This window comes from Rhodovulum visakhapatnamense (assembly GCF_004365965.1).
Lineage (GTDB): Bacteria > Pseudomonadota > Alphaproteobacteria > Rhodobacterales > Rhodobacteraceae > Rhodovulum > Rhodovulum visakhapatnamense.
Window position 1 is genome coordinate 113,609 of sequence record NZ_SOEB01000002.1, and the last position, 21,686, is coordinate 135,294.

The window sequence follows — 21,686 nt, forward strand, 5'->3', positions numbered from 1 at the left end:
GCGATGCCCGACGCCATTCCGACGGCGGCGATCATGCGCCTTGCGCGGGGCCTGCGGGTCTCGCGCAGCGTCTTCGAGACCGCCTTCGACGAGATCGGCGCCCGGCACCGGGCCCCGACCTTCATGCAGCTGGCCGAGACCCGCAACCAGATCGACCCGTTGCCCGCCGGAGCCGAGCGCGACCGGATGGATTTCGCCGCGGCGATGGAGCGGGCCAATGCCGATGGCTGGCTGGTCGCCTTCGTGTTCCAGAAATTCTCCGATCTCTCGGCCGGGGTCAGCGACGACGCCCGGCCCGAGCTGCAAAGCATGGTCAATGCGCATCAGCATTTCGCCGCCGCGCTGGACGTCACCACCGGCACGATGAACGCGCTGCGGCGCTGCTGTCTCATCCTCAGCGAAAGGCCCGACCCGAATTCACCCGGCAAGACCATCGCCGACGAGCTGGGATCGGGCTTTCTGATCGGCCCGCATCTGGTGCTGACCAACCACCATGTCGTGGCCGGGTTGCTCGATCCGGTCACCGGGACGCCAAAGCCTGACGCCGTGCCGCTGGTGCGGTTCGACTATCACATGGGCCAGCGCGAACTGGTGCCGCCGGTCAATATCCGGGGCAGTCCCGACTGGCTTTTCACCGCCAGCCCCAGCGTGCCGGGCGCCAGTGCCGAAACCGCCGCCGCGCTGGCCGGTCATCTCGACTATGCGATCCTCCGGCTTGACGGACGGCCCGGGCATGCCCGCGGGCATTACGACATCGCCGCCGCCCCCGCCCCGCCCGCGGTGGGCGTGGGGCTTGAGCTGTGGCAGTTTCCGAAAGGCCAGCCGATGAAGGTGGTCGGCAATGTCCGTGCCCCCGCGCCGCAGGGCCTGGGGATCGACGCGGACCCGATGCCGCCCCGCATCCACTACCTGATGAACGCGCTGCACGGGTCCTCGGGGGGGCTTGTGCTTGACGGCGACAAGCGACCGGTCGCGATGCACGATGCCGGGTTCGAGGCGGGCGCGCTGGGCGGCGACCGGGTGAACCGGGCGATCCCGCTGGCGCTGATCGCGCGCCATGCCGGGGCGGCGCTGACAGCGGAACTGGTCCGGACCCCGCCCCGGCTTTACTGGAGCCCGGGCCGCGCCCTCCCGATCCTGGGGCGGACCCAGTTGCAGGAGCATATCCACCGCGCGATCGACGGGCGGGCGCGCATCATCGCGGTGCTGACCGGCCCCGACCAGACCGGCGCGCGGCGGCCCCGGATCGGGCGCAGCTTCACCCACCGGGTACTGTCCGCCTGCCTGCCGCCCGACCGCCACCATGTCCTGCTGATAGAGACCTCGCAGATCGACCCCGACCCCTTCGTCACCGCGCGCCGGATCGTCGGGCTGATGGGTCCAGAGGCCCGGGTCGAGCTGCCCGGCGCCTCGGGCGAGACCACGCTGGATGCCGATGCGACCGGGGTGCTGGTCGACCGCACGGTGCAGGCGCTGCTGACGGCAGCGCCGGGCAAGACGGTCTGGCTGATGATCGACGATATCGACGCCGACCCGATCGGCACCCAGTGGGGCGCATCGGACTATCTGGTCGCGCTTTACCGCCGCGCGGTCAGCGAGCCCCGGCTGAGGATCGTGCTGGCCGGACTGCCCAAGCGGCTGGAGGGGCTGGGCGATCTGCAGGACGCGACGCTGGTCGAATACCTGGCCGCGCCCCCCGGCCCGGCCGAGCTGAACGCCTGGATCGAGGGGGTTCTGACCCGCGACATGCCGCCCGACGAATTCTCGCCGCGGCTGGCGGCGCTCTTGCGCGATCTGGCCGAGGCCGGGCTGGCGGCCGGGGATGACATGGTGCCGCCCGGCTGCCCGACCGAGGCGCTGGCACGGTTGCTGACCCGCCATGCGCAAAAGGCCTTTCTGGGCACGGGCGGCGCGCCATGACCGATCCAGCCCGCCGTGCCATCGCCCATGCCGCGCTGTCCGGCCCCTTCGCCCCGGCGCGGTTCCTTTATGCCGCGACCGATGCCGCCAGCCGCGCCGAGGCGCTGGGCCAGCTCGCGCCCCTTTGCCACGAGGTGGTTCGCGACGGGGACATCCTCTGGACCATGCACACCGCCGAGCGCGCCCAGACCCTGAAGGCGCTGGTCCGCCAGCCCGATCTGCTGGCGCGGCTCTGGCGCAAGCGCCCGCCCCTGAAGGACGACGCCTTCGGCCACGCGCTGAAAGCCTGCCTGACCGGGACAGGGCCGCTCGACGCCGACGCGCTGTGCCCCGAGGGCGACGACCGCCAGCCCCGGCTGCGCGCCGCAATCAGCGCGGCGATCCTGGCTCAGGCGCTGGTCCCGGCCGACCGCCGCGCCGAGGTCCGCGCCTTCGAGATGGGGCTTTATCGCCGCTCGCTCGAGCTGGCCGAGGCGGCGCGGCGCAAGCTGGTGCTGCCGCGCGCGCTGTCCGGGCGCACCGACGAACGGACAGCGGCGCTGGCCTTCATGACCGGGGCCGCGGCGCCCGCCCCGGCCGAAACGCTGGCGGGCGATCCGGGGCGGCTCGCGCGGGTGATGCTGATCACCGGCTCGCCCGGCATGGGCAAATCGGCCTTTCTGGCCGATCTGAGGCCCCGGCTTGACGGGCTGGTGCCGCCGCGCTGGGTCATAAGCTTCGATTTCGACAAGACGACGCTGGCCCATGGGGGGCCGGTCGCCTGGACCGAGGAGGTCACCCGCCAGATCGGCATGCAGGCGCCCGATCTGGCCGGGCCGCTGTCGGCCGCCCGCGGCAATCGCGCGCTGGAACGCCAGTCGATGACCGGCGAGGCCACCATCAGCGCGGCCGACCTGCTGCTGGAAGATACCCGCGCGATCCTGACCGAGGCCGGGCCCCGGCCCTTCGCCGTGGTGCTGGATACCATCGAGGAAATCACCGCGCAGGACATGCGCGACGCCTTTGCCGAAAGCCCGACCTTCACGCTGTTCTACCGGCTGCTGGCCTGGCTCGACCGGCTGGCGTCGCTGGCCGGCGAAGGCCCGGGCGCGGTCACCGCCATCGCCTCGGGGCGCACCGCGCCGCCGGTCGACGATCGCCTGCGCGCGCTCTGGTTCGACGCCTGGCTGGATCTGGCCGCGCTTGCGGCCGAAGACGCGCGGGAGCTTCTGGCGCTGCGCTGCCCCGAACTGCCCGAACCGGCCCGGGCGGCACTGGTCGCGGCGGTGGGCGGGCATCCGCTGCACCTGCTGCTGACCGGGCGCCATCTGGACGGGCTTGCCGCGAAGGACCGCGCCCGTGTGATCGACGATCTCGGCCGCGAGGGTCTGGCCGGGATGCCTGCCGAAACCGTCCTGCGGACGCTGTACAGCCGGTTTCTCGACCGGCTCAGGGTGCGTGGCCTGCCCGAGGGGCTGGACCGCGACGCGATCAAGGCGCTGGCCCATCCGGGGCTCTTGCTGCGCGAGGTGACCGAACCGCTGCTGGCCGAGGTGATCGCGCCCGCGGTCGGGGTCGACCTGAGCCCGCCGGGCCATGCCGCCGCCGCCTTCAGGGCGCTGGGCGAACAGGTCTGGCTGGTCAGCACCGAACCGGGCGGCACCCGCATCCGCCACCGCCGCGACGTGCGCCGGGTGATGCTGCCGATGATGCTGAGCCGGCCCGAGCCCTCCCATCTGCGGGTGCTGGACGCGGCCATCGCCCGGCATCAGGCCGACGGCCTGCCCGACGAGGCCGCCTATCTGCAGGCGCTGAAGGGCGATACCGACTGGCTGCGCGCCCATCCCGAGCGCGCGGGCGCGGTGCTGTCGCTGGCGGGCGAGGATCTTGAGGTGATGCGCCTGTCCGTCCGCGCCCTGCTGAAGCATTTCGCGCCTCAGGCCGGGGCCCTGTCGCGCGCCGAGATCGACGCGCTGCCGCCAGATCTGGCCCGCGAGGCCCGCGAGGCGGAGGATCTGCGCAGCATGCGCCAGACCGGCGCCCGCGCCATGCCCCCGCCCCGCGCGTCCGCGCCGCCGGACCTGCACGAGGCGTCCGAATTCGTGGTGGTCAACCGGCGCCGCGATATTCGGCACCCGCCGATGCAGAACCTCTTCCCGCCCGAAGACGCGGCGGCCGCAGCAGATCCCCTGCCCCGCCTGGCCGACTGGATCGACCCCGATAGCGATGGCGGCGCGGTGCTGAATGACCGCCGCCTGCAGGATGCGATGGAACTGGCCTTCGACGAGGCCGATTTCGAACAGGTCTCGGCGATGGGCTGGGACGCGCTGGCGCGGGTCGGGCAATGGCCCGACCTGACCCGGCCGCTGCCGGTCGAGACGCCCTGGCAGGATCACTGGCTCTGGCGATTGACCCTGACCGGGATGATCGTGCCCCCGCCCTCCGGCTGGCGCGAGATCGGGCCGTTCGGCCTGATCGCCTCTGGCGAGGTGGATGCCAAGCTGATCGCGGCCGAGGGCGTGGATCTTGGCGCAGCGTTCTACGATTTCGACGCGCTTTGCCAGGATCGCCCGCATGGCCTGCCCGAAGTCGAGACATCTCCGATGCTGCAATCGCCCTCCGGGCTGCGGCTGGTGCGGGTTCTGACCGGCGCGACGCTGGGGCGCGCCGTGCTGCGGGCTGCGACGCGGACCGACAAGAGCTTTCTCGCGGTGCCCGCGCATCTGCCGCTTCTGGCACGCGATCTGCTGGACTGGCTCGCCCGGTCCAGCGACGTCCCGCGGCTTGTCAGCGGGCTGGTCGAGGGCCATCCCGGCAAGCCCGATTTCGCGGCTTTGGCCGAGGCGCTGGCCGCCGATCCCGGCCGGGTCGAGAGCGAGGCCGAGCGCATCTTCGCGGGCGCGGCCTTCGCGCCCGGCGATACCGAGATCCGGGCGCTGGTCCGGCTGGACGGGCCTGTCCCTGCCCCTGTGCTGCGCCTGATCGCACGCGGCCAGACGCCCGAGTTGCATCGCGCCGTTGCCGCCGCGCTGTTGAACCGTCTGCCCCGCGCCCGTGCCGCCGCCTGTTTCGAGCCGGTGGCCGCGGCCGCCCCGGTCTGGCCAAAGCGGGCCGCGCGGTCTCTGGAAGAACTGGTCGCGCCCCGCACCAGCGAATTCGACCGCCACGACCGCGCGCTTGAACTGATCCGCTATGCCGATATTTGCGGGCTGCTGCCGCGGCTGGTCACCGAGATGGCCGCGCGCGGCCCGGCGCCCCAGCTGAAGGCCCTGAAGGCGCTTTTCGACGAGATGGACCGCCGCTGGACCTGGCCCGGCGAGACCGGCTGAGGGATCATGCCTCGAGCGGTTCGATCAGTTCGGGGCCGTCAGTGCGGTTCGAATTCACCGCCGTCCCGACCCGATGCAAAGACAGCACCCCATCGTCTGCCGGACGCATCAGCGCCGCCGCGCCATGCCCCGCCTCGCCCAGCCAGAGCGGCCAGTCGTCGGGGTCGAGGATCACCGGCATCCGGTGATGGACCGGTTGCATCGCCCGGTTGGCCTCGGTGGTGACGATGGCGCAGGTCGTGAGGCTGTGGCCGTCGCGCTCCCAGTCCTGCCAGATCGCGGCGAAGGCCAGGGGCGCGCCGTCGCTGCGCGCGATGTACCAGGGCAGCCGGGCGTCCTGCGGCCCTTTCTGCCATTCATAGAAGCCCGCAGCCGGGATCAGACAGCGCCGCTGGCGCGCGGCGGCGGCGAAGGCGGGCTTCTGCGCCACGGAATCGGCGCGGGCATTGATCAGAAGCGGCCCGTCGGTCGGCGTCTTGTACCAATGCGGCAGGAACCCCCAGCGCATCGGGCGCAGCCGCCGAAGCCCCTCGGCCGAGGTCACGGCGGCCACCGTGTCGGTGGGGCAGATGTTGTAATCGGGGCCGCCGGAAAGATCGTTGCCGGGCACCGCCCCGAAAAGCTCGGCCATCGCCTCTGTCGGCATCGTGATCGCGAAGCGTCCGCACATGCGCCATGGAAGCCGCGCCGCGCGCGGGCTGTCAACAGCCGCGCGCCCGGCGCAACCCAGCCGACCGCGTCGGCGCGCCCCCTTGCCCTTGCAGGGAGCGGGGGGCTAGATGGGCGCAACAGAAATTTCCTGTCCCAAAAGGCATTCCCATGACCAAGAACCCCCCTGTCGATTTCAACGACCGGATGCTGTCCCTCGGGCTGGCTCGGGTCTCCGAAGCGGCGGCCATGGCCTCGGCCAAGCTGATCGGCCACGGCGACGAGAAGGCGGCCGACCAGGCGGCGGTGGATGCAATGCGTCGGCGGCTGAACGAACTCGACATCAAGGGCGTCGTGGTCATCGGCGAGGGCGAGCGCGACGAGGCGCCGATGCTGTTCATCGGCGAAGAGGTCGGCACCGGCGACGGCCCGGCGGTCGACATCGCGCTCGACCCGCTGGAGGGCACCACGCTGACCGCCAAGGACATGCCGAACGCGCTGGCGGTGATCGCCATGGGTCCGCGCGGCACCATGCTGCACGCCCCCGACGTCTACATGGAAAAGCTGGCCATCGGGCCGGGCTATCCCGAGGATCTGGTCACGCTCGACATGTCGCCCTCGGAACGGGTCAGGGTTCTGGCCGAGGCCAAGGGCGGCGGCGCCGACGACATCACCGTCTGCATCCTCGAACGCCCCCGGCATGAGGACCTGATCGCCGAGGTCCGCGCGACCGGCGCCGCGATCCGGCTGATCACCGATGGCGACGTCGCGGGCATCATGCATTGCGCCGATCGCGGCCGCACCGGCATCGACATGTATATGGGCTCGGGCGGCGCCCCCGAGGGCGTTCTGGCCGCCGCCGCGCTGAAATGCATGGGCGGGCAGATGTGGGGCAAGCTCCTGTTCCGCAACGACGACGAGCGCGGCCGGGCGGCCAAGGCCGGGATCACCGATCTGGACCGGGTCTATGCCCGCGACGACCTGGTGCAGGCCGATGTGATCTTCGCCGCGACCGGCGTCACCGACGGGTCGCTTCTGCCGGGGATCAAGCGCGAGGTAGGGTATCTGACCTCCGAAACCCTGCTGATGCGGTCGAAGACCGGGTCGGTGCGGCGGATGTTCTACCGCAACCCCACCAAGTAAGGCATGACGCGCGCGTATCTCGGGGTCGAGACATCGGCCACCGGGCGGCGCTGGGTCGGCCCGTCGGAGGAAGAGGCGCGCCAGGCCGAGGCTCTGGCGCAGACCGCCCTGCTGTCGCCCGCCGTCGCGGCCGTGCTGGCCCGGCGCGGGGTGGCGCCCGAGGCGGTGCCCGCCTTTCTGGACCCGACCCTCAAGGACCTGCTGCCCGACCCTCTGTCGCTGCGCGACATGGGCCGGGCCGCCGAACGGCTGCTGGAGGCGCTGATCGGGCGCCAGCGGATCGCGGTCTTTGCCGATTACGACGTCGATGGCGGCGCCTCGGCGGCGCTGCTGCTGACCTGGCTGCGCGCCATGGGCCACGGCGCCACGCTGTATATCCCCGACCGCATCGACGAGGGCTATGGCCCCAACGTGCCCGCGATGCAGGCCCTGGCGCGCGATCACGATCTGATCGTCTGCGTCGATTGCGGCACGCTCAGCCACGAGCCCATCGCCGCGGCCGGTGGCACCGATGTCGTGGTGCTGGATCACCACCTCGGCGCCGAGACCCTGCCCCCCGCCCTGGCCGTGGTCAACCCCAACCGGCAGGACGAGGATGGCAGCCTTGGCCATCTCTGCGCCGCGGGCGTGGTCTTCCTGCTGCTGGTCGAGGTGAACCGGCAGATGCGCGAGCGCGGGCTGCGCGGCCCCGACCTGCTGCAATCGCTGGATCTTGTGGCACTGGCCACCGTGGCCGACGTCGCGCCGCTGACCGGCGTCAACCGCGCGCTGGTGCGCCAGGGGTTGAAGATCATGGCCCGGCGCCAGCGCCCCGGTCTGGTGGCGCTGGCCGACGTGGCGCGGATGAACAGTGCCCCCACGCCCTATCATCTGGGCTTCCTGCTCGGCCCCCGGGTCAATGCGGGCGGGCGGATCGGCCAGGCCGATCTGGGCGCGCGGCTGCTGGCGACCGCCGACCCCGACGAGGCCGCGGCGCTGGCCGAACGGCTCGACCAGCTCAACACCGAGCGGCGCGAGATCGAGGCCGCGGTGCGGGCCGCAGCCCTCGACCAGGCCGAGGCGCGCGGCACCGAGGGTCCTCTGGTCTGGGCCGCGGGCGAGGGCTGGCATCCGGGCGTCGTCGGCATCGTCGCGAGCCGTCTGAAAGAGGCCACCAACCGCCCCGCCGTGGTGATCGGTTTCGATGGCGACGAGGGCAAGGGGTCCGGACGGTCGGTTTCAGGCGTCGATCTGGGCGCTGCGATCCACCGGCTTGCCGCCGAGGGGCTGCTCGTCAAGGGTGGCGGGCACCGGATGGCGGCGGGGCTGACGGTCGCACGAGACCGGCTGGAGCCCGCCATGGTGCGGCTGGGCGAGCTTCTGGCCCGTCAGGGTGCGGGAACGATGGGACCGGCCGATCTGAGGCTCGATGCCCTGCTGATGCCGGGCGCCGCCACGGTCGAGCTGATCGACGAGATCGAGCGCGCGGGCCCCTTCGGTGCCGGGGCTCCCGCCCCCCGCTTTGCCTTTGCCGACTGCGCCATCCAGCATGTCCGCCGGGTGGGCGAGTCGCATCTTAAGATCAGCTTCGGCGACGGGCTGGGCGCCCGCATCGGCGCCATCGCCTTCGGCGCCTTCGACGGCCCGCTCGGTCCGTTTCTCGAAGGCCATGGCGGCGCCCGGGTCCATCTGGCGGGGCGGCTCGAGGTCAATATCTGGAACGGCCGCCAGTCGGTTCAGCTTCGGCTGGAGGACGCCGCGCTGGCGGACTGAGATCCACGCCGCGGCACATGAAAAATCTGTGTCACGGGTCGAAAAAACCTCTTGCGCCCCCCCGAGGATTTGCCTACTTACCGCGCCACGCACAACGCTGGCCCGTTCGTCTATCGGTTAGGACGCCAGGTTTTCAACCTGGAAAGAGGGGTTCGATTCCCCTACGGGCTGCCAGTTTGTGCGTTAAGTCATTGTTATTCATTGGCTTTTCCCTCCTTCCCGTCCGACTCTTCCGACAGGTTGGACATTTTCACCGCCCTCAGCTTCGCAGATCCGCTGTCCGCAAGACGCGCCCGGTTGGCCCTCTTGGTGTAGACTGCCGCTTGGGTCGTATCGGTGTGGGCAAGGTAGGAAGCGATCTCCCATTCACTTGCCCCGGCATCCGCAAGCCGAGTGGCCCCGGCCTTGCGCAAGCCATGCAGCGAGCCCGGCACATTGGCTTCGACGCACCTGTCCCGAAACCAGTTGCCCAGCGACGCGACGGCATAGGGCTTGGCGCTGTTGTCCTGCGTCACAAACAGCATCCTTTGCTTGGGGACATGGCGCAGTTCCTCGGCCAGCTCCGAGAGAATCGGCAGATCGGCCGCCACGGAGGTCTTGTGCCGACGATAGTCGATCCGACCCTCTTTCTTGATGTGCTGGCGGCCGACGCAGGCGAGGTCCTGCCGCGCCATGCCCGTATTGAGCGCCAGCAACATGACAAGGCGTGCCTTGGTTCCCGGCCCGTGCCGTTTGAGGAAGCGGTCCACCTCCTCTTCCGTCCAGGTGTGCAACCCGTCCGGGTTCGTCTTCATCCGCTCCGCATACCGCGCCGGATTCGAGCCGGTATGGCCGAACTTCTTGGCCGCGAAGTTGAAGAGCATGGGCAAGGAAGCCTCAATCCGCCAAACGCTCGTGCCAGCGAGGCCGCCCTTGTGGCGGCGCTGCTGACCGCCACCCCAGACGAGCGGGCGCGCTGGCCGGACTTCAGCCGCCAGACTCATCAGAGGCACGGCCCTGCGCGCGACGGACGGAAGGATAGGACAGGGACGAGCGATCCTTTTCGGCAAGTGCGCGACGCCTACAACGGCTCCGAAGCCGTGATCTCGAACCTGAGCGGACTGGTGACCGCCTTGCGGCTCGCGGCTGAGGGTCTGCCCGGGTCGACCGGCGGCGCGCCGGAGTGGGACGCCTTCCATGCGATCCTTCGCTCGGCAGAGCGGCGCGCGGAGCACCTGACCGAGGTCCGCGGGAAAGAATGGGCCGCGCTCACCCGCTTCGGGGCGAGGTCTGAGGGCGACCGGGAGGAAGTGCTGGACCTGCTGATCGCGGCCCGTCGCGCCTCCGGCCGGTCGCTGGATTTCTGGGCTGACCTGACCTAAGGGCTGCCGGTGGCCTGCGTCCGCACGCTGGCGGCGCCGGCGGCGATGCTGGCGCCCGAAGGCAGCAAGTCGGTCGGCGGCTGACTGCGGCGCGACGGAAGGCTCCCCCGACCCCGGGGGGGCTTTGTCCGAGGGGGGAAATCGGGCCTTCGCGCTGACGCACTCCACCCCCTGCCGCGCGAATTTTCATTTTCCATTTTCCCTGATCCTGGCAGGCTACCAGCGTTGGAATTTAGGGGATGGTCCATGCGAGTTTTCCTGCTGCTGGCTTCGGTCCTTCCGCTCGTGGCCTGCCAACCCGCGACAACCAAGGAAGGTTGCCCGATCTACCTTTCCGAGTTGGGGCGCGCTGCCACGGAGGCATGCGTCGCTGCCTACTACGAAGAAAGAGCAAGGTCGGCCGGCGGAAACGTCACGCAGTGCAGACCAGTTGGAAACAGCATGTCCTGCGTGACCTACTGAGCGCACAAGTGCATGCCGCGCCTTATGGCCCTACCCCCCATAAATAAGCACTTCAGCGCCTTACGGACCGATGGCGGAATATACCACCGCGTCCGCCACGCAGTGCGCGAGAGCCGCGAACCGGGCTTGCGGCTCTTCCCCGGGACCCGGCAATGAAAGGCCGCGCCGCCGACGGGGTCCGATCTGCGATGGTCGCGAGGCGGCCTCCGTTATCCGGCCTGATCCGGGGAATCGCCCCAAAGCGCGTCGATCAGGTCGAACAGGAACTGCAGGGCCAGCGTCCCGAACCCGAGCGGCAAAAGCGCGTAGGGCAACACCATCGGCGTGCCGAAACCGGACGAGACCCGTTCGCCATAGTCCCAGGCCTGCTCTGCCATCAGCGCGCCGCGCCAGGTCAGGATGCCCGCGAAGGCGATACCGGTCAGCGCGACAACGGCGCGTGCGGCGCGGCGGATCAGGGGCGCGGCATTCTCGACGAAGAAGGTGATGCGGATATGGCCGTCGGTGCGCTGGACATCGGCCGCGACCATGACCGCGACATAGATCAGCAGGAAGGTGTTGACCTCCAGCGACCAGGAGGTGGGCGCCGCGAAGGCGTAACGCTGGATCGCGTCATAGCAGATCGTCACCACGATGAAGACCAGCACCAGCTGGCCCACGATCCGGGTGCCCTGAACCATGCGGGTGAAGACCTGTCTCACGGCGCCCCTCCCCGGTCAGCCGGCCTGGCCGGTGGCCAGCGCGATGGCGCGGTGGCCGGTCTCTTCGCCGACATCCGCGATCCAGGCCGCGCGCACCTCTTCGGCGGCGGCGTCGAGCGCGGCGAGATCCTCGCCGGTCGGGTCGATCACCTCGATCCCGGCCGCCTCGATGGCAGGCCAGTAATCGTCGCGGTAGATCACCTCGTTGGCCTCCTTCGCGCCATTGGCGTCGAACCAGTCGGCCGCGGTCTCGAAGGCCGCGCGCACCTCGTCGCCCATCTTTTCCCAGCGCTGCGGCGTGACGAAAAGCCCGATGCCGAAGCCGGTGATCGGCAGGCGGTAGACATGGTGCAGCTGTTCCTGCAGCGACCGGCCGATGATGGTCGAGATATTGGCCACCGCCGCATCGACGGTGCCGCGCTGCAGCCCCAGATACAGCTCGGACGAGGGCAGCCGCACGGCCGCGCCGTCGAAGCCCTCGACGACCTTGGTGCCCTCGAAGCTGACGACGCGGACCTTCTTGCCCTTTACGTCGGCGATGGACCGGATCGGAGCGCCCGCGCTCGACCAGAGATATTCGGGCTCGAGCACATTGCCCATCATCGAGACCATGTAGAGGTCTTCCCTGGCGAGCTCTTCGTTGATCAGGTCGAACAGCGGGCTGCCCTTCCTCAGGCGCTCGGGGTTCTCGTACAGCGCCTCGACCACGCCGGGCAGGCCGGTGATGCCCAAGATCGGCACCGAGCGGGTGATGTAGCTTGTGGTATGGAACATGAAGTCGATGGTGCCGGCCCTCAGCGCCGCCAGCTGTTCGTCGGCCTTCAGAAGCTTGCCGCTGTCGTAATAGTCGACATCGACCGCGTCGCTGGCATTCAACCGCTCGACGAACCCGGCAGAGCCGAAGGACAGCGCGCGATAGCTGGGCGGCAGGTAGCTGACGCCGGTCAGCCGGGTTGCGGCCAGCGCGGGTCCGCCGGTCGCGCCCAGCAGGGCCCCCGCACCCATCAGCGCCGTGCCGGTCTTCAGGAAAGTGCGTCTGGTCTGGGTCATCTCTGGTTTCCTCCCCTTTTGGTATCCTGATGTGAAACGGGTCACAGAAGTCCGGGCAGCCAGAGGCTCAGCCCCGGAAACAGCACGAAGATCATCAGCATCACGAACTGGACCGCCACGAAGGGCAGCACCGCGCGGACGATCTCCTCGACGCTGAGCATCGGGCAGACCCCGCGCAACGCATAGAGGTTCAGCCCGACCGGCGGGGTCACCACCGCGATCTCGAGGTTCATCACCAGGATGATGCCGAACCACAGCGGGTCGTAGCCCAGCGCCAGGATCAGCGGCAAGAGGATCGGCGTCGTCACTACGATCAGCGACACGGCGTCGACCAGCATCCCCAGCAGCACGAGCGCCAGCATCAGCACCACGAGGATCGCCCAGTCGGGCAGGCTGGTCGCGGTCAGCCGCTCGGTCACGATCTCGGGGACGCGCACGAGGTTGAGGTAGTCGCCGAAGATCTTGGCGCAGCCGATGATCAGCAGGATCGTGCAGGAGACCTTGACCGACGAGGCCAGGATCTGCCCGAAGCTGCGCAAGCTCAGCGAGCGGAACACCAGCGCCGCGATCAGGAAGGCCCCGGCGGCGCCGAAGGCCGCGGCCTCGGAGGGCGTGGCGATGCCCTTGTAGATCGCGCCCAGCACGATCACCACCAGCAGCAGCGCATGCCAGATCCCGCCCAGCGCGCGCAGCATCTCGGCCGGGCGGGGCGGCGAGCCGCTTTCGCGGGGCGCCTGGTCGGGATGGCGGCGAACGCGGATGTAGATGTAAAGCGCCAGCGCCCCGGCCAGCGCCAGTCCCGGCACGATGCCGCCGACGAAAAGCGCGCCGACCGACACGCCCGAGACCGCGCCATAGATGATGAAGGGCACCGAGGGCGGGATCAGCATGGCCAGCGCCCCCGACGAGACCACCGCCCCCGCCGCCAGCCCGCGCGAATAGCCGCGTTCCAGCATCTGCGGCACCGCGATCGAGCCCACGGCGGCGACACCCGCCACCGACACGCCCGAGACCGCCCCGAACAGCGCCGAGGCGCCCACAGTGGCGATGGCGAGCCCGCCCCTCAGCCAGTACAGCCAGATCGCTGCGGCGCGGAAGAGGTTGGTGCCGACCGGCGTTGCCGACAGCAGGTTGCCCATCAGGATGAACAGCGGCAGCGCGATCAGTTCGAAGGAATTGAGCTGGCCGAAGATCGAGGTCGGCGCGAAGAAGAAGGCCAGCGGCCCGCGCGCCATCCACAGCCCCAGAAGACCGCTGGCGCCAAGTGCCAGGAAGATCGGCGCGCCCATGCCGATCAGGCCGATCAGCAGGACCACCACGAGGACGGGTTCGATCATCGGGCGGTCCCTTTCGGTTCAATATCGGTGGTCATGCGCATCACAGCCCGTAGGGGATCAGCAGGGCCAGCCCCGGCAGGGCGCACATCAGGACCGCGATCAGCAGCATCAGCAGGACGAAGGGCGTGACGCCCCGGATCACGGTGCCGATCCCGGTCCGGGCAATCGCCTGGATCACGAAGAGGTTCAGCCCGACCGGCGGCGTGATCAGCGCGATCTCGATCAGCAGGACGAAATAGACGCCGAACCAGACCGGGTCGATGCCGAAGCCCAGCACCGTCGGCAACAGCACTGGCACCATGATCAGAAGCATCGACATGCTTTCGAGAAACAGTCCGACGAACAGCAGGATCGCCGAGACGATCAGCAGGAACACCCAGCGGCTGTCGCCCGCGACCGAGAACATCTCGGCGACCTCGGCCGGGATCTGGTACAGCGTGATCGCGCGGCCGAAGATCTTGGCGCCGACGACGATCAGGAAGATCACCGAGGTCGTCATCACCGAATCCCGCAGCGCCGCCAGGAAATCCTGCCAGCTCAGCGAGCGTTGCAGCACCGTGATCAGAAGGGCGGCCGAGGCGCCGATGCCCGAGGCCTCCGTGGGCGTGAAGGCGCCCGAATAGATCCCGCCCAGCATCAGCACCGCCAGAAGCGCGGTCGGCAGGGCTCGGCGGCTGGCGGAAAGGCGCTCGGACCAGCTGGCCTTCTCGCTCCGGGTGGCGCGGCTGCCGAAGGTGGCGGCGAAGACCGCATAGATGCCGAAGACCAGGATCAGCGCGAGACCGGGCCCGATCCCCGCGAGGAAGAGCTTGCCGATGCTTTCCTCGGCGATGACGCCGTAGACGATCAGCGGCACCGAAGGCGGGATCAGGATGCCAAGCGTCCCGCCCGCGGCCAGCAGCCCCAGCGTGAACGAGGTGCCATAGCCGCGCCGGATCATCTCGGGGATGGCGACGGTGCCGACGGTGGCGGCGGTCGTGACCGAACTGCCCGAGATCGCCGCGAAGATCCCGCAGGACAGAAGCGCCGCGATGCCGAGGCCGCCGGGGAAATGGCCGACCCAGCTTTGCAGCGCCACGAAGAGATCGCGCCCGACCCCGCCCCGCAGCAGGATGTTCGACATGAACAGGAACAGCGGCACCGCGATCAGCACGAAATCGTTGACGCCGCCAAAGAGGTTCGCGGGGATCAGCGCCAGCGGCAGCCCCTTCAGCACGATCAGCAGCGTGCCGAGCGAGGCCAGCCCGAACGCGACCGGCAGCCCGGTCAGCAAAAGCGCGATCAGCCCGACGATGATCAGAACCGGGGTCATGCGGTATCCCTTTCGCCGGGCAGGTCGCCTGCGTCGCCATGGCCGAAATCGGGTGCGGGCCGCAGCCACAGCCGCGCCGCGTCGGCGAAGGCCTGCAGCGCCAGCAGCGCGAAGCCGATCACCACCGGCGCCTCGACGATCCATTGCGGCAGTTGCAGCATGCTGGCGGTGCGCCGCCCCATGGCGATGCTTTCCAGCATCTCGCCCCAGCAGAGCCAGACCGCCATCGCCGAGAACCCGCCGATGACCACCAGCGAGAACAGCTCGATCAGCCGGGCCGCGGTCGGGCTGCGCCCGCCGATCAGCGCGGTGATGCGGATCATCCGCCGCTGCCGCAGGCTTTGCGCCATGGCGACGAAGGTCAGCCACAGCAAAAGCGTGGTCGCCACATCCGAGGTCCAGCGCGTGGGGGCGTGCAGCACGTAGCGCGCCAGCGCCTCATAGGTGACCATCGCGCAGATCGCGACGAGCGCCAGATCGGCGCCTCTCCCGGCGATGGCGGACAGCCGGTCGACGGCCCGCAACAGGGCGGGTCCGTCCAGGCGTTCCGGGACCCGCGAAGGGTCCCGGGGCGGCGGCGCGTGCGTGCCTTCGGTCATGGCGGAGCGCGATCAGTACAGCGCGCGGATGTCGTCGACGAGCTGCTGTCCGGTGGCGCCTGCATCCTTGATGAAGATGTCGATGGCGGGCGCGGAGGCCTTCTGCCATTGCGCGATCTCTTCCGGGGTCAACTCGGTCACCGTCGCATTGCCGGTCTCGACCAGCCAGGCCGCGGCCTCCTCGTTCTGCTGCCGGGTCTTGGCGCGCAGGTCGGCCTCGGCCCGCTGGGCGGCCTCGTCGACCCAGGCGCGTTCCTGATCGCTGAGCCCGTCATAGGTCGCCGGGTTGATCACCACGATGAACTCGGCCAGAGAATGGTTGGTCATGGTGACGTGGTCCATCACCTCGTAAAGCTTGCGCGACTTGACGGCGGTGGTGCCGCTCATGCCGATATCGACGGTGCCGCGCTGATAGGCCATGAACTGTTCCGACCCGCCCATGACGACCGGCGTGCCGCCGACGGCCTCGATGAAATCGCCAAGCGGCTTGCCCAGCGCGCGCACCAGCTTGCCCTTCATGTCGGCAGGCGTGCGGATCGGGTGGTCCTTCGACAGGATCTGGACGGGCCCGTAATCCTGCCACCACAGCACCTTTGTGCCGGTCTCGCCGATCAGCCGGTCGAAGGTCTGGCGCACCGGGCTTTCGGGCTCGGCGGCCTTGGCCAGCACCTCGTAGCTGGGAAACAGGAACGGCTCGCTGAAGATGCCCGCGGCAGGCACGGTGCCGGAATATTCGTCGGCCAGCACCACCCCCATGTCGATCGCGCCGCTGGCGACCGCCTTCGGCACCTCGCTGCCCTTGAAGAGCTGGGCGCTGTCGTAGATCTCGACCTCGATCTCGCCGCCCGAAAGCTCTTCGAGCGCCTCCTTGAAGGTGACGACATTGGCGCCGATCGGATGATCGACGGACACCTGAACGGTCGCGCGCAGGGTCTTTTCGGCCAGCGCCTGCCCGGTCGTGCCCGCCAACGCGCTTCCCGCCAGCAGGGCGGCAATAATATAGGGTTTCATGGTAATCCTCCCAGGATGTGCCGGTTCCTCGACCGGCGAATGACGGACGGTCGGTGCCGCCCAATGTCTCCCGCGCGGCCCTCCTCCGGAGCGCGGGAGCCCGTCAGAACGTCAGATCACGCCCTCCGCACGCAGCCGGTCCAGCCGGTCGGGCGAAAGCCCCAGATCGTTCAGCAGGATGTCGTCGGTATGCTCGCCCAGCTCGGGACCGGCATGGCGGATCTCGCCCGGCGTGTCCGACAGGCGCGGCGCCACGTTCTGCATCTTGATCGAGCCGAAATCGCGATGCGGCAGCTCGACGATGGCCTCGCGCGCCCTGAAATGCGGGTCGTCCAGCATTTCCGCCGCGCTGTAGATCAGCCCGCAGGGCACGCCGTTCTCGTGCAGCGTCTCTTCCAGCGGCTTCAGATCCAGCGTGCGGGTCCAGTCGTTGATCAGGGCGTCGAGTTCGGTCATGTGCGCACCCCGCGCCGAATGGGTGGCATAACGCGGATCCTCGGCCAGATCGGGCCGCCCCATCGCCGAGGCGAGCCTGCGGAACACCGTGTCCTGATTGGCGGCGATCAGCAAAAGCTTGCCGTCGCGGGTCTCGAACACGTTCGAGGGCGAGACATTGGGCAGCGTCGCGCCGGTCCGTTCGCGGACATAGCCCGCGACATGGTACTCGCTGACGGTGCTTTCCATCATCGCCAGAACCGCCTCGTAGATCGCGCTGTCGACGACCTGGCCCTGGCCGGTCCGCTCGCGGGCATGCAGCGCCATCAGCGCGCCCATGCAGGCATAGACCGCCGCCAGCTCGTCGCCGATCGAGATCCCCATCCGGCTGGGCGGGGTCGAGGGGTCGCCCACCACATAGCGCAAGCCCCCCATCGCCTCGCCGATGGCGCCATAGCCCGCGCGGCGGGAATAGGGCCCGGTCTGGCCGAAGCCGGTGACGCGGACCATGATCAGCCGCGGATTGATCTTCTTCAGATCCTCATAGCCGAGGTTCCAGCGTTCCATCGTGCCGGGGCGAAAATTCTCGATCAGGATATCGGTCGAGCGGATCAGCTCGCGCACGATCTCCTGGCCCTCTTCGGTGCGCAGGTTCAGCGTCAGCGATTTCTTGTTGCGCGCCACGATGGGCCACCAGAGCGACTTGCCATAGGGCTTTTCCTGCCCCCAGACCCGAAGCGGATCGCCCACCCCCGGCTGTTCGCACTTGATCACCTCGGCGCCGAAATCGGCCAGCAACTGCCCGCAGAACGGCCCCGCCAGCAGCTGCCCCATTTCCAGCACGCGGACATCGTTCAGCGGCCCGCGTCGCGCGGCCGTTTCTTCGCTTGGCATTGGTCTTCCCTCTCCCTTGTCGCGGCGCAGCATGCCGTGCCTCGACTCTCTTTGGAAATAATGTATACAAATCTGAAAGAGGGTCTCAACGGATTTCTTGCTCGGGGAGGGAAAAATGAAGGATGTCGTTGAAATTGTGGATGTCACCTTGCGAGATGGCATTCAAAACGAGAAGACGTTGCTTGATCTGGATACAAAAAAGCGCATGCTGGCCGCGATCATCGACGCCGGAGCAACCCGGATCGAGGTCACCAGCTTCGTCAATCCCGCGCGGGTGCCGCAGATGGCCGATGCCGAGGCCCTGTGTGCCGATTTGCCCCGCGAAGGGCTGCGCCATATCGGTCTGGCACTGAACCACCGCGGCTTTGCCCGCGCGCTGGCGGCCGGGCTCGACGAGGTGAATTATGCCATCGTGCTCAGCGACACGTTCAGCCAGCGCAATCAGGGCATGACCACCGCCGAGGGCATCGCGCTCTGGCACCGCCTCGCGGCCGAGACCGAGGGCCGGGTCGGCACCAATGTCACCCTGGCCGCCGCCTTCGGCTGCCCGTTCGAGGGCGAGGTCCCGGTGGCGCGGATGATCGAGGTGCTCGAGAAGGTGATGGAGGCCGCGCCCGACGAGCTGACCCTGGCCGACACCATCGGCGTGGCCACGCCCCGCGACATCGAGGACCGCGTGGGCGCGGTGCGCGCGCGCTTTCCCGACCTGCCCATCCGGCTGCATCTGCACAACACCCGCAACACGGGGCTGGCCAATGCCTGGGCCGGGTATTGCGCCGGGGTCCGGTCCTTCGACGCCTCGCTGGGCGGCGTCGGCGGCTGCCCCTTCGCGCCGCGGGCGACCGGCAACCTGCCGACCGAGGATCTGGTTTACATGTTCGAGCGCTCGGGGATTGCCACCGGATACGATCTGGACCGGGCGATCGCGGGGGCTGCGGCGCTTGAGACCGCCCTCGGACACCCGGTTCCGGGTATGCTGATGAAGGCGGGCGGCTTCCCGGCAACCGCCGTGGCCTGACTTAAGCCGAGGGTGGGGGAAGATGACACGGGCAGAGGATGGCGGCGAACGGATCGGCGCGGCCGAACTGGCCTATCGGGCAATCCGCAAGCGGATCTTCTCGGGCCGCTATGCCGAGAACGAGCGCGTGACCGAGGCCGAATTCGCGGAAAGCCTTGCGATGTCGCGCACCCCGGTCCGCGAGGCGGTCAAGCGGCTGATCCTCGAGGGCTTGCTGACCCGCGAGGCCGGGCCCGGGCTGCGCGTGGTGGGGCTGGGCGCGGACGAGATCGAACAGATCTTCGCGATGCGCCTGCTGCTTGAATCCTACGCCGCCCGGCGCGCCGCGGGTTTTGCCAGCGCCGAGGAACGCGCAACGCTGGCCGATCTCGCCCTGCAGATGCAGGCCCATGTGCCGCCGCGAAACGATGCCGATTACGAGGCCATCACCGAGGCCAACCGCGCCTTTCACCAGCTGATCCTGACCGCCGCGCGGTCGCCCCGGCTCGAGGCGATGCTGTCGCTGGTGGTCAATCTCGGGCTCGTCTCGCTGACCTTCAAAAGCTACGACGAGGCCGCGATCCGCCGGTCGGCGGCGCATCACCGGGAAATCGCCGACGCGATTCTCGCGGGCGATGCCGACTGGGCGGGCGCCGCGATGCAGACCCATCTGCATGCGGCCACGGCCGCCGCGCGGCGGAATTTCGGGTCCTGAGCCTTCGGGACCGCCGCAGGGCCGCGTGTGACATCACGTCCGGCCCGCGGCCCGCGGGCGGCTTGCCCCAGATCAAGGACCGCACCGTCGTCCGGGCCGAGGATCGCCGTACCTAAACTGCTGCGGCAATCCGCGCTTTGTACGAAAATTGCCCAAAGACTAGAAGCTGGGCAATTTTGTGCAATTCCGCGCGCGACACAGGACGACGCCAATGACACATGCCCTCCGGCAGGGTGCCACCGAGCCGCTTGGCGCGGGACAGTCCCGCCCGATGACCGGCAACGAAGCCATCGCCCGCGGCGTCTGGGAGGCCGGCGCCAGGGTCGCCGCCGCCTATCCCGGCACGCCCTCGACCGAGATCCTGGAAAGCCTCGCGGCCTATCCCGCCGCCGACATCCACGCGCAATGGTCGACCAACGAGAAGACCGCGATGGATGTGGCCATCGGCGCCTCCTTCGCGGGGACACGCGCCTTCACCGCGATGAAGCATGTCGGCATGAATGTCGCGGCCGATGCGCTGATGTCGTTTTCCTATATCGGGGTCAATGGCGGGCTGGTCGTCGCGGTCTGCGACGATCCGGGTATCCATTCCTCGCAGAACGAACAGGACAGCCGGATCTATGCCCGCTTCGCCCATGTGCCGGTGCTGGAGCCCTCGGACGGGCAGGAGGCGCTCGAATTTACCCGAACGGCCTTCGATCTGTCCGAGGAATACGACTGTCCGGTCTTCGTGCGCTCGACCACGCGGCTGTCGCATACCCGAAGCGCGGTGACCCTGGGCGCCCGCCAGACGCCCGCCGCGCGGGTCTTCGAGGACAATCCCCGCAAGAACGTGATGATCCCGGCCCATGCCCGGATGCGCCACGGCCATGTGCTGGCGCGCGAGGCGCGGCTGCGCGAGGCGCTGTCGGACAGCCCCCTGAACCGGGTCGAGCCGGGCGATGCACGGGTCGGCATCATCACCTCGGGCATCCCCTATACCTATGTGAAGGAATGCCTGCCCGACGTCTCGGTGCTGAAGCTCGGCGTCACCTGGCCGCTGCCCGACCGGCTGATCCGCGAGTTCTGCGCGGGCGTCGAGCGGGTGATCGTGGTCGAGGAACTGGAACCCCTGATCGAGGACGCGCTGAAGGCGATGGGGATTGCCTGCGAGGGCAAGGCCTTCTTCCCGCGCGAGGGCGAATTCTCGCCCGAGATCGTCCATGACGGGCTGGCGAAAGCCGGGCTGATGCCCGCGCGGGTCCATGCGGCGCCTTTCGAATTCGCGCCGATGGTGCGCCCGCCGGTCCTGTGCGCGGGCTGCCCGCATGTGGCCTGCTTCATGGCGCTGGGCGCGATCGACGCGCGGGTCGCGGGCGATATCGGCTGCTATACGCTGGCCGTGGTCGAGCCGCTGAAGTCGATGGATACCTGCGTCTCGATGGGATCGAGCATCGCCAATGCGGTCGGCATGGCCAAGGCCGGGACCGAGACCCGGCCGATCGTCGCCACCATCGGCGATTCTACCTTCCTGCATTCGGGCATCCCGCCCCTGATCGACGCCATCTACAACGACGCCGACATCACCGTCTTCATCCTCGACAACCACATCACCGCGATGACCGGCGGGCAGGATCATCCCGGCACCGGCCGCACCCTGAGGGGCGATCCCGCGCCGCGCGTCGACTTCTTCGCGCTGGTCAAGGCGCTGGGCGTGCGCTGGGTGCAGAAGGTCGACAGCTACGACACCGCCTCGATGCAGCGCCAGTTGCGCGAGGCGGTCGCGCACAAGGGCGTGTCGGTCGTGATTTCCGACCGGCCCTGTGTGCTGGACCCGGTGCGGATCAAGGGTCCGGCGATGGCGGTCGATCAGGACAGCTGCATCGCCTGCCAGGCCTGCATGAACCTCGGCTGCCCGGCCATCACCTGGGCCGAGGGCTGGCATGAGGGCCGCCACAAGGTGCAGATCGACCCCGAGGCCTGCATCGGCTGCAGCCTCTGCGCGCAGCTTTGTGCCTCGCATTCGATCAAGCCCGCCGACATTGCCGAACAGGTCTGAGCC

General features: G+C 69.1%; 17 protein-coding genes and 1 tRNA gene. 9 read left to right on the forward strand and 9 right to left on the reverse strand.

Going from position 1 to position 21,686, the window contains the following annotated elements:
- Positions 1–3: 3 nt before the first annotated feature.
- Positions 4–1,920 (forward strand): trypsin-like serine peptidase, encoded by a 1,917-nt coding sequence (locus tag EV657_RS02365; protein WP_134077015.1) that lies wholly within the window; start codon positions 4–6, stop codon positions 1,918–1,920.
- A complete protein-coding gene (locus EV657_RS02370) occupies positions 1,917–5,228 on the forward strand; it encodes a hypothetical protein (RefSeq protein ID WP_134077016.1) in 3,312 nt (1,103 codons plus the stop codon). Before EV657_RS02365 ends, EV657_RS02370 begins: the two co-directional genes overlap by 4 nt.
- 4 nt (positions 5,229–5,232) lie before the next feature.
- On the opposite strand, the gene EV657_RS02375 is transcribed toward EV657_RS02370, so the two are convergent.
- Positions 5,233–5,898: an SOS response-associated peptidase gene (locus EV657_RS02375; RefSeq protein WP_134077017.1), complete on the reverse strand. Its 666-nt coding sequence runs from the start codon at positions 5,896–5,898 to the stop codon at positions 5,233–5,235.
- 149 nt (positions 5,899–6,047) lie between these two features.
- Between EV657_RS02375 and glpX the strand changes: the two genes are divergently transcribed.
- From glpX to EV657_RS02390, 3 genes are all read left to right on the forward strand, one after another.
- Positions 6,048–7,019 (forward strand): class II fructose-bisphosphatase, encoded by a 972-nt coding sequence (glpX, locus tag EV657_RS02380; RefSeq protein ID WP_113670181.1) that lies wholly within the window; start codon positions 6,048–6,050, stop codon positions 7,017–7,019.
- 3 nt (positions 7,020–7,022) lie between these two features.
- Positions 7,023–8,771, forward strand: a complete 1,749-nt coding sequence (gene recJ, locus EV657_RS02385; RefSeq protein ID WP_134077018.1) for a single-stranded-DNA-specific exonuclease RecJ — start codon at positions 7,023–7,025, stop codon at positions 8,769–8,771.
- 99 nt (positions 8,772–8,870) lie between these two features.
- Positions 8,871–8,945, forward strand: a tRNA-Glu gene (locus EV657_RS02390).
- A 20-nt stretch (positions 8,946–8,965) separates the two neighbouring features.
- On the opposite strand, the gene EV657_RS02395 is transcribed toward EV657_RS02390, so the two are convergent.
- Positions 8,966–9,634: a tyrosine-type recombinase/integrase gene (locus EV657_RS02395; protein WP_243837466.1), complete on the reverse strand. Its 669-nt coding sequence runs from the start codon at positions 9,632–9,634 to the stop codon at positions 8,966–8,968.
- Between EV657_RS02395 and EV657_RS22050 the strand changes: the two genes are divergently transcribed.
- Entirely contained in the window at positions 9,599–10,132 is a 534-nt protein-coding gene (locus EV657_RS22050; protein WP_243837467.1) for a hypothetical protein, read from the forward strand. The two genes, EV657_RS02395 and EV657_RS22050, sit on opposite strands and share 36 nt — an antisense overlap.
- 671 nt (positions 10,133–10,803) lie before the next feature.
- On the opposite strand, the gene EV657_RS02405 is transcribed toward EV657_RS22050, so the two are convergent.
- The 7 genes from EV657_RS02405 to EV657_RS02435 all read right to left on the reverse strand — a co-directional run bounded on the left by EV657_RS02405 (position 10,804) and on the right by EV657_RS02435 (position 17,933).
- Complete coding sequence (locus tag EV657_RS02405) at positions 10,804–11,295, reverse strand: TRAP transporter small permease (protein ID WP_202241367.1); 492 nt, start codon at positions 11,293–11,295, stop codon at positions 10,804–10,806.
- A 15-nt stretch (positions 11,296–11,310) separates the two neighbouring features.
- Positions 11,311–12,345, reverse strand: a complete 1,035-nt coding sequence (locus EV657_RS02410; RefSeq protein ID WP_134077021.1) for a TRAP transporter substrate-binding protein — start codon at positions 12,343–12,345, stop codon at positions 11,311–11,313.
- 41 nt (positions 12,346–12,386) lie between these two features.
- Positions 12,387–13,682 (reverse strand): TRAP transporter large permease, encoded by a 1,296-nt coding sequence (locus EV657_RS02415; protein WP_134077022.1) that lies wholly within the window; start codon positions 13,680–13,682, stop codon positions 12,387–12,389.
- 40 nt (positions 13,683–13,722) lie between these two features.
- Complete coding sequence (locus EV657_RS02420) at positions 13,723–14,994, reverse strand: TRAP transporter large permease (protein WP_113670175.1); 1,272 nt, start codon at positions 14,992–14,994, stop codon at positions 13,723–13,725.
- Positions 14,991–15,518, reverse strand: coding sequence for a TRAP transporter small permease (locus EV657_RS02425; protein WP_243628029.1), 528 nt, complete (start codon positions 15,516–15,518; stop codon positions 14,991–14,993). Before EV657_RS02425 ends, EV657_RS02420 begins: the two co-directional genes overlap by 4 nt.
- 87 nt (positions 15,519–15,605) lie before the next feature.
- Positions 15,606–16,604: a TRAP transporter substrate-binding protein gene (locus EV657_RS02430; protein ID WP_134077024.1), complete on the reverse strand. Its 999-nt coding sequence runs from the start codon at positions 16,602–16,604 to the stop codon at positions 15,606–15,608.
- A gap of 111 nt (positions 16,605–16,715) precedes the next feature.
- Positions 16,716–17,933 carry a CaiB/BaiF CoA transferase family protein gene (locus EV657_RS02435; protein ID WP_134077025.1) on the reverse strand — a complete coding sequence of 406 codons (1,218 nt, stop codon included), beginning with the start codon at positions 17,931–17,933 and terminating at the stop codon, positions 16,716–16,718.
- Between the two features lie 115 nt (positions 17,934–18,048).
- Here EV657_RS02435 and EV657_RS02440 point away from each other — a divergent pair, with 115 nt between their 5' ends.
- The 3 genes from EV657_RS02440 to iorA all read left to right on the forward strand — a co-directional run bounded on the left by EV657_RS02440 (position 18,049) and on the right by iorA (position 21,683).
- Positions 18,049–18,951, forward strand: a complete 903-nt coding sequence (locus tag EV657_RS02440) for a hydroxymethylglutaryl-CoA lyase (RefSeq protein WP_134077026.1) — start codon at positions 18,049–18,051, stop codon at positions 18,949–18,951.
- A gap of 22 nt (positions 18,952–18,973) precedes the next feature.
- Positions 18,974–19,645: a GntR family transcriptional regulator gene (locus tag EV657_RS02445; RefSeq protein WP_081382051.1), complete on the forward strand. Its 672-nt coding sequence runs from the start codon at positions 18,974–18,976 to the stop codon at positions 19,643–19,645.
- 211 nt (positions 19,646–19,856) lie between these two features.
- Positions 19,857–21,683: an indolepyruvate ferredoxin oxidoreductase subunit alpha gene (gene iorA / locus EV657_RS02450; RefSeq protein WP_113670169.1), complete on the forward strand. Its 1,827-nt coding sequence runs from the start codon at positions 19,857–19,859 to the stop codon at positions 21,681–21,683.
- Positions 21,684–21,686: the final 3 nt, after the last annotated feature.

Excerpts from the sequence above, each read along its gene's own strand:
- EV657_RS02375 (WP_134077017.1), bottom strand. The coding sequence starts at position 5,898 with ATGTGCGGACGCTTCGCGATCACGATGCCGACAGAGGCGATGGCCGAG.
- EV657_RS02440 (WP_134077026.1), top strand. The coding sequence starts at position 18,049 with ATGAAGGATGTCGTTGAAATTGTGGATGTCACCTTGCGAGATGGCATT.
- EV657_RS22050 (WP_243837467.1), top strand. The coding sequence starts at position 9,599 with ATGGCCGAACTTCTTGGCCGCGAAGTTGAAGAGCATGGGCAAGGAAGC.
- EV657_RS02435 (WP_134077025.1), bottom strand. The coding sequence starts at position 17,933 with ATGCCAAGCGAAGAAACGGCCGCGCGACGCGGGCCGCTGAACGATGTC.
- EV657_RS02395 (WP_243837466.1), bottom strand. The coding sequence starts at position 9,634 with ATGCTCTTCAACTTCGCGGCCAAGAAGTTCGGCCATACCGGCTCGAAT.
- EV657_RS02410 (WP_134077021.1), bottom strand. The coding sequence starts at position 12,345 with ATGACCCAGACCAGACGCACTTTCCTGAAGACCGGCACGGCGCTGATG.
- EV657_RS02370 (WP_134077016.1), top strand. The coding sequence starts at position 1,917 with ATGACCGATCCAGCCCGCCGTGCCATCGCCCATGCCGCGCTGTCCGGC.
- EV657_RS02415 (WP_134077022.1), bottom strand. The coding sequence starts at position 13,682 with ATGATCGAACCCGTCCTCGTGGTGGTCCTGCTGATCGGCCTGATCGGC.
- glpX (WP_113670181.1), top strand. The coding sequence starts at position 6,048 with ATGACCAAGAACCCCCCTGTCGATTTCAACGACCGGATGCTGTCCCTC.
- EV657_RS02430 (WP_134077024.1), bottom strand. The coding sequence starts at position 16,604 with ATGAAACCCTATATTATTGCCGCCCTGCTGGCGGGAAGCGCGTTGGCG.
- EV657_RS02445 (WP_081382051.1), top strand. The coding sequence starts at position 18,974 with ATGACACGGGCAGAGGATGGCGGCGAACGGATCGGCGCGGCCGAACTG.
- iorA (WP_113670169.1), top strand. The coding sequence starts at position 19,857 with ATGACACATGCCCTCCGGCAGGGTGCCACCGAGCCGCTTGGCGCGGGA.
- EV657_RS02365 (WP_134077015.1), top strand. The coding sequence starts at position 4 with ATGCCCGACGCCATTCCGACGGCGGCGATCATGCGCCTTGCGCGGGGC.
- recJ (WP_134077018.1), top strand. The coding sequence starts at position 7,023 with ATGACGCGCGCGTATCTCGGGGTCGAGACATCGGCCACCGGGCGGCGC.
- EV657_RS02420 (WP_113670175.1), bottom strand. The coding sequence starts at position 14,994 with ATGACCCCGGTTCTGATCATCGTCGGGCTGATCGCGCTTTTGCTGACC.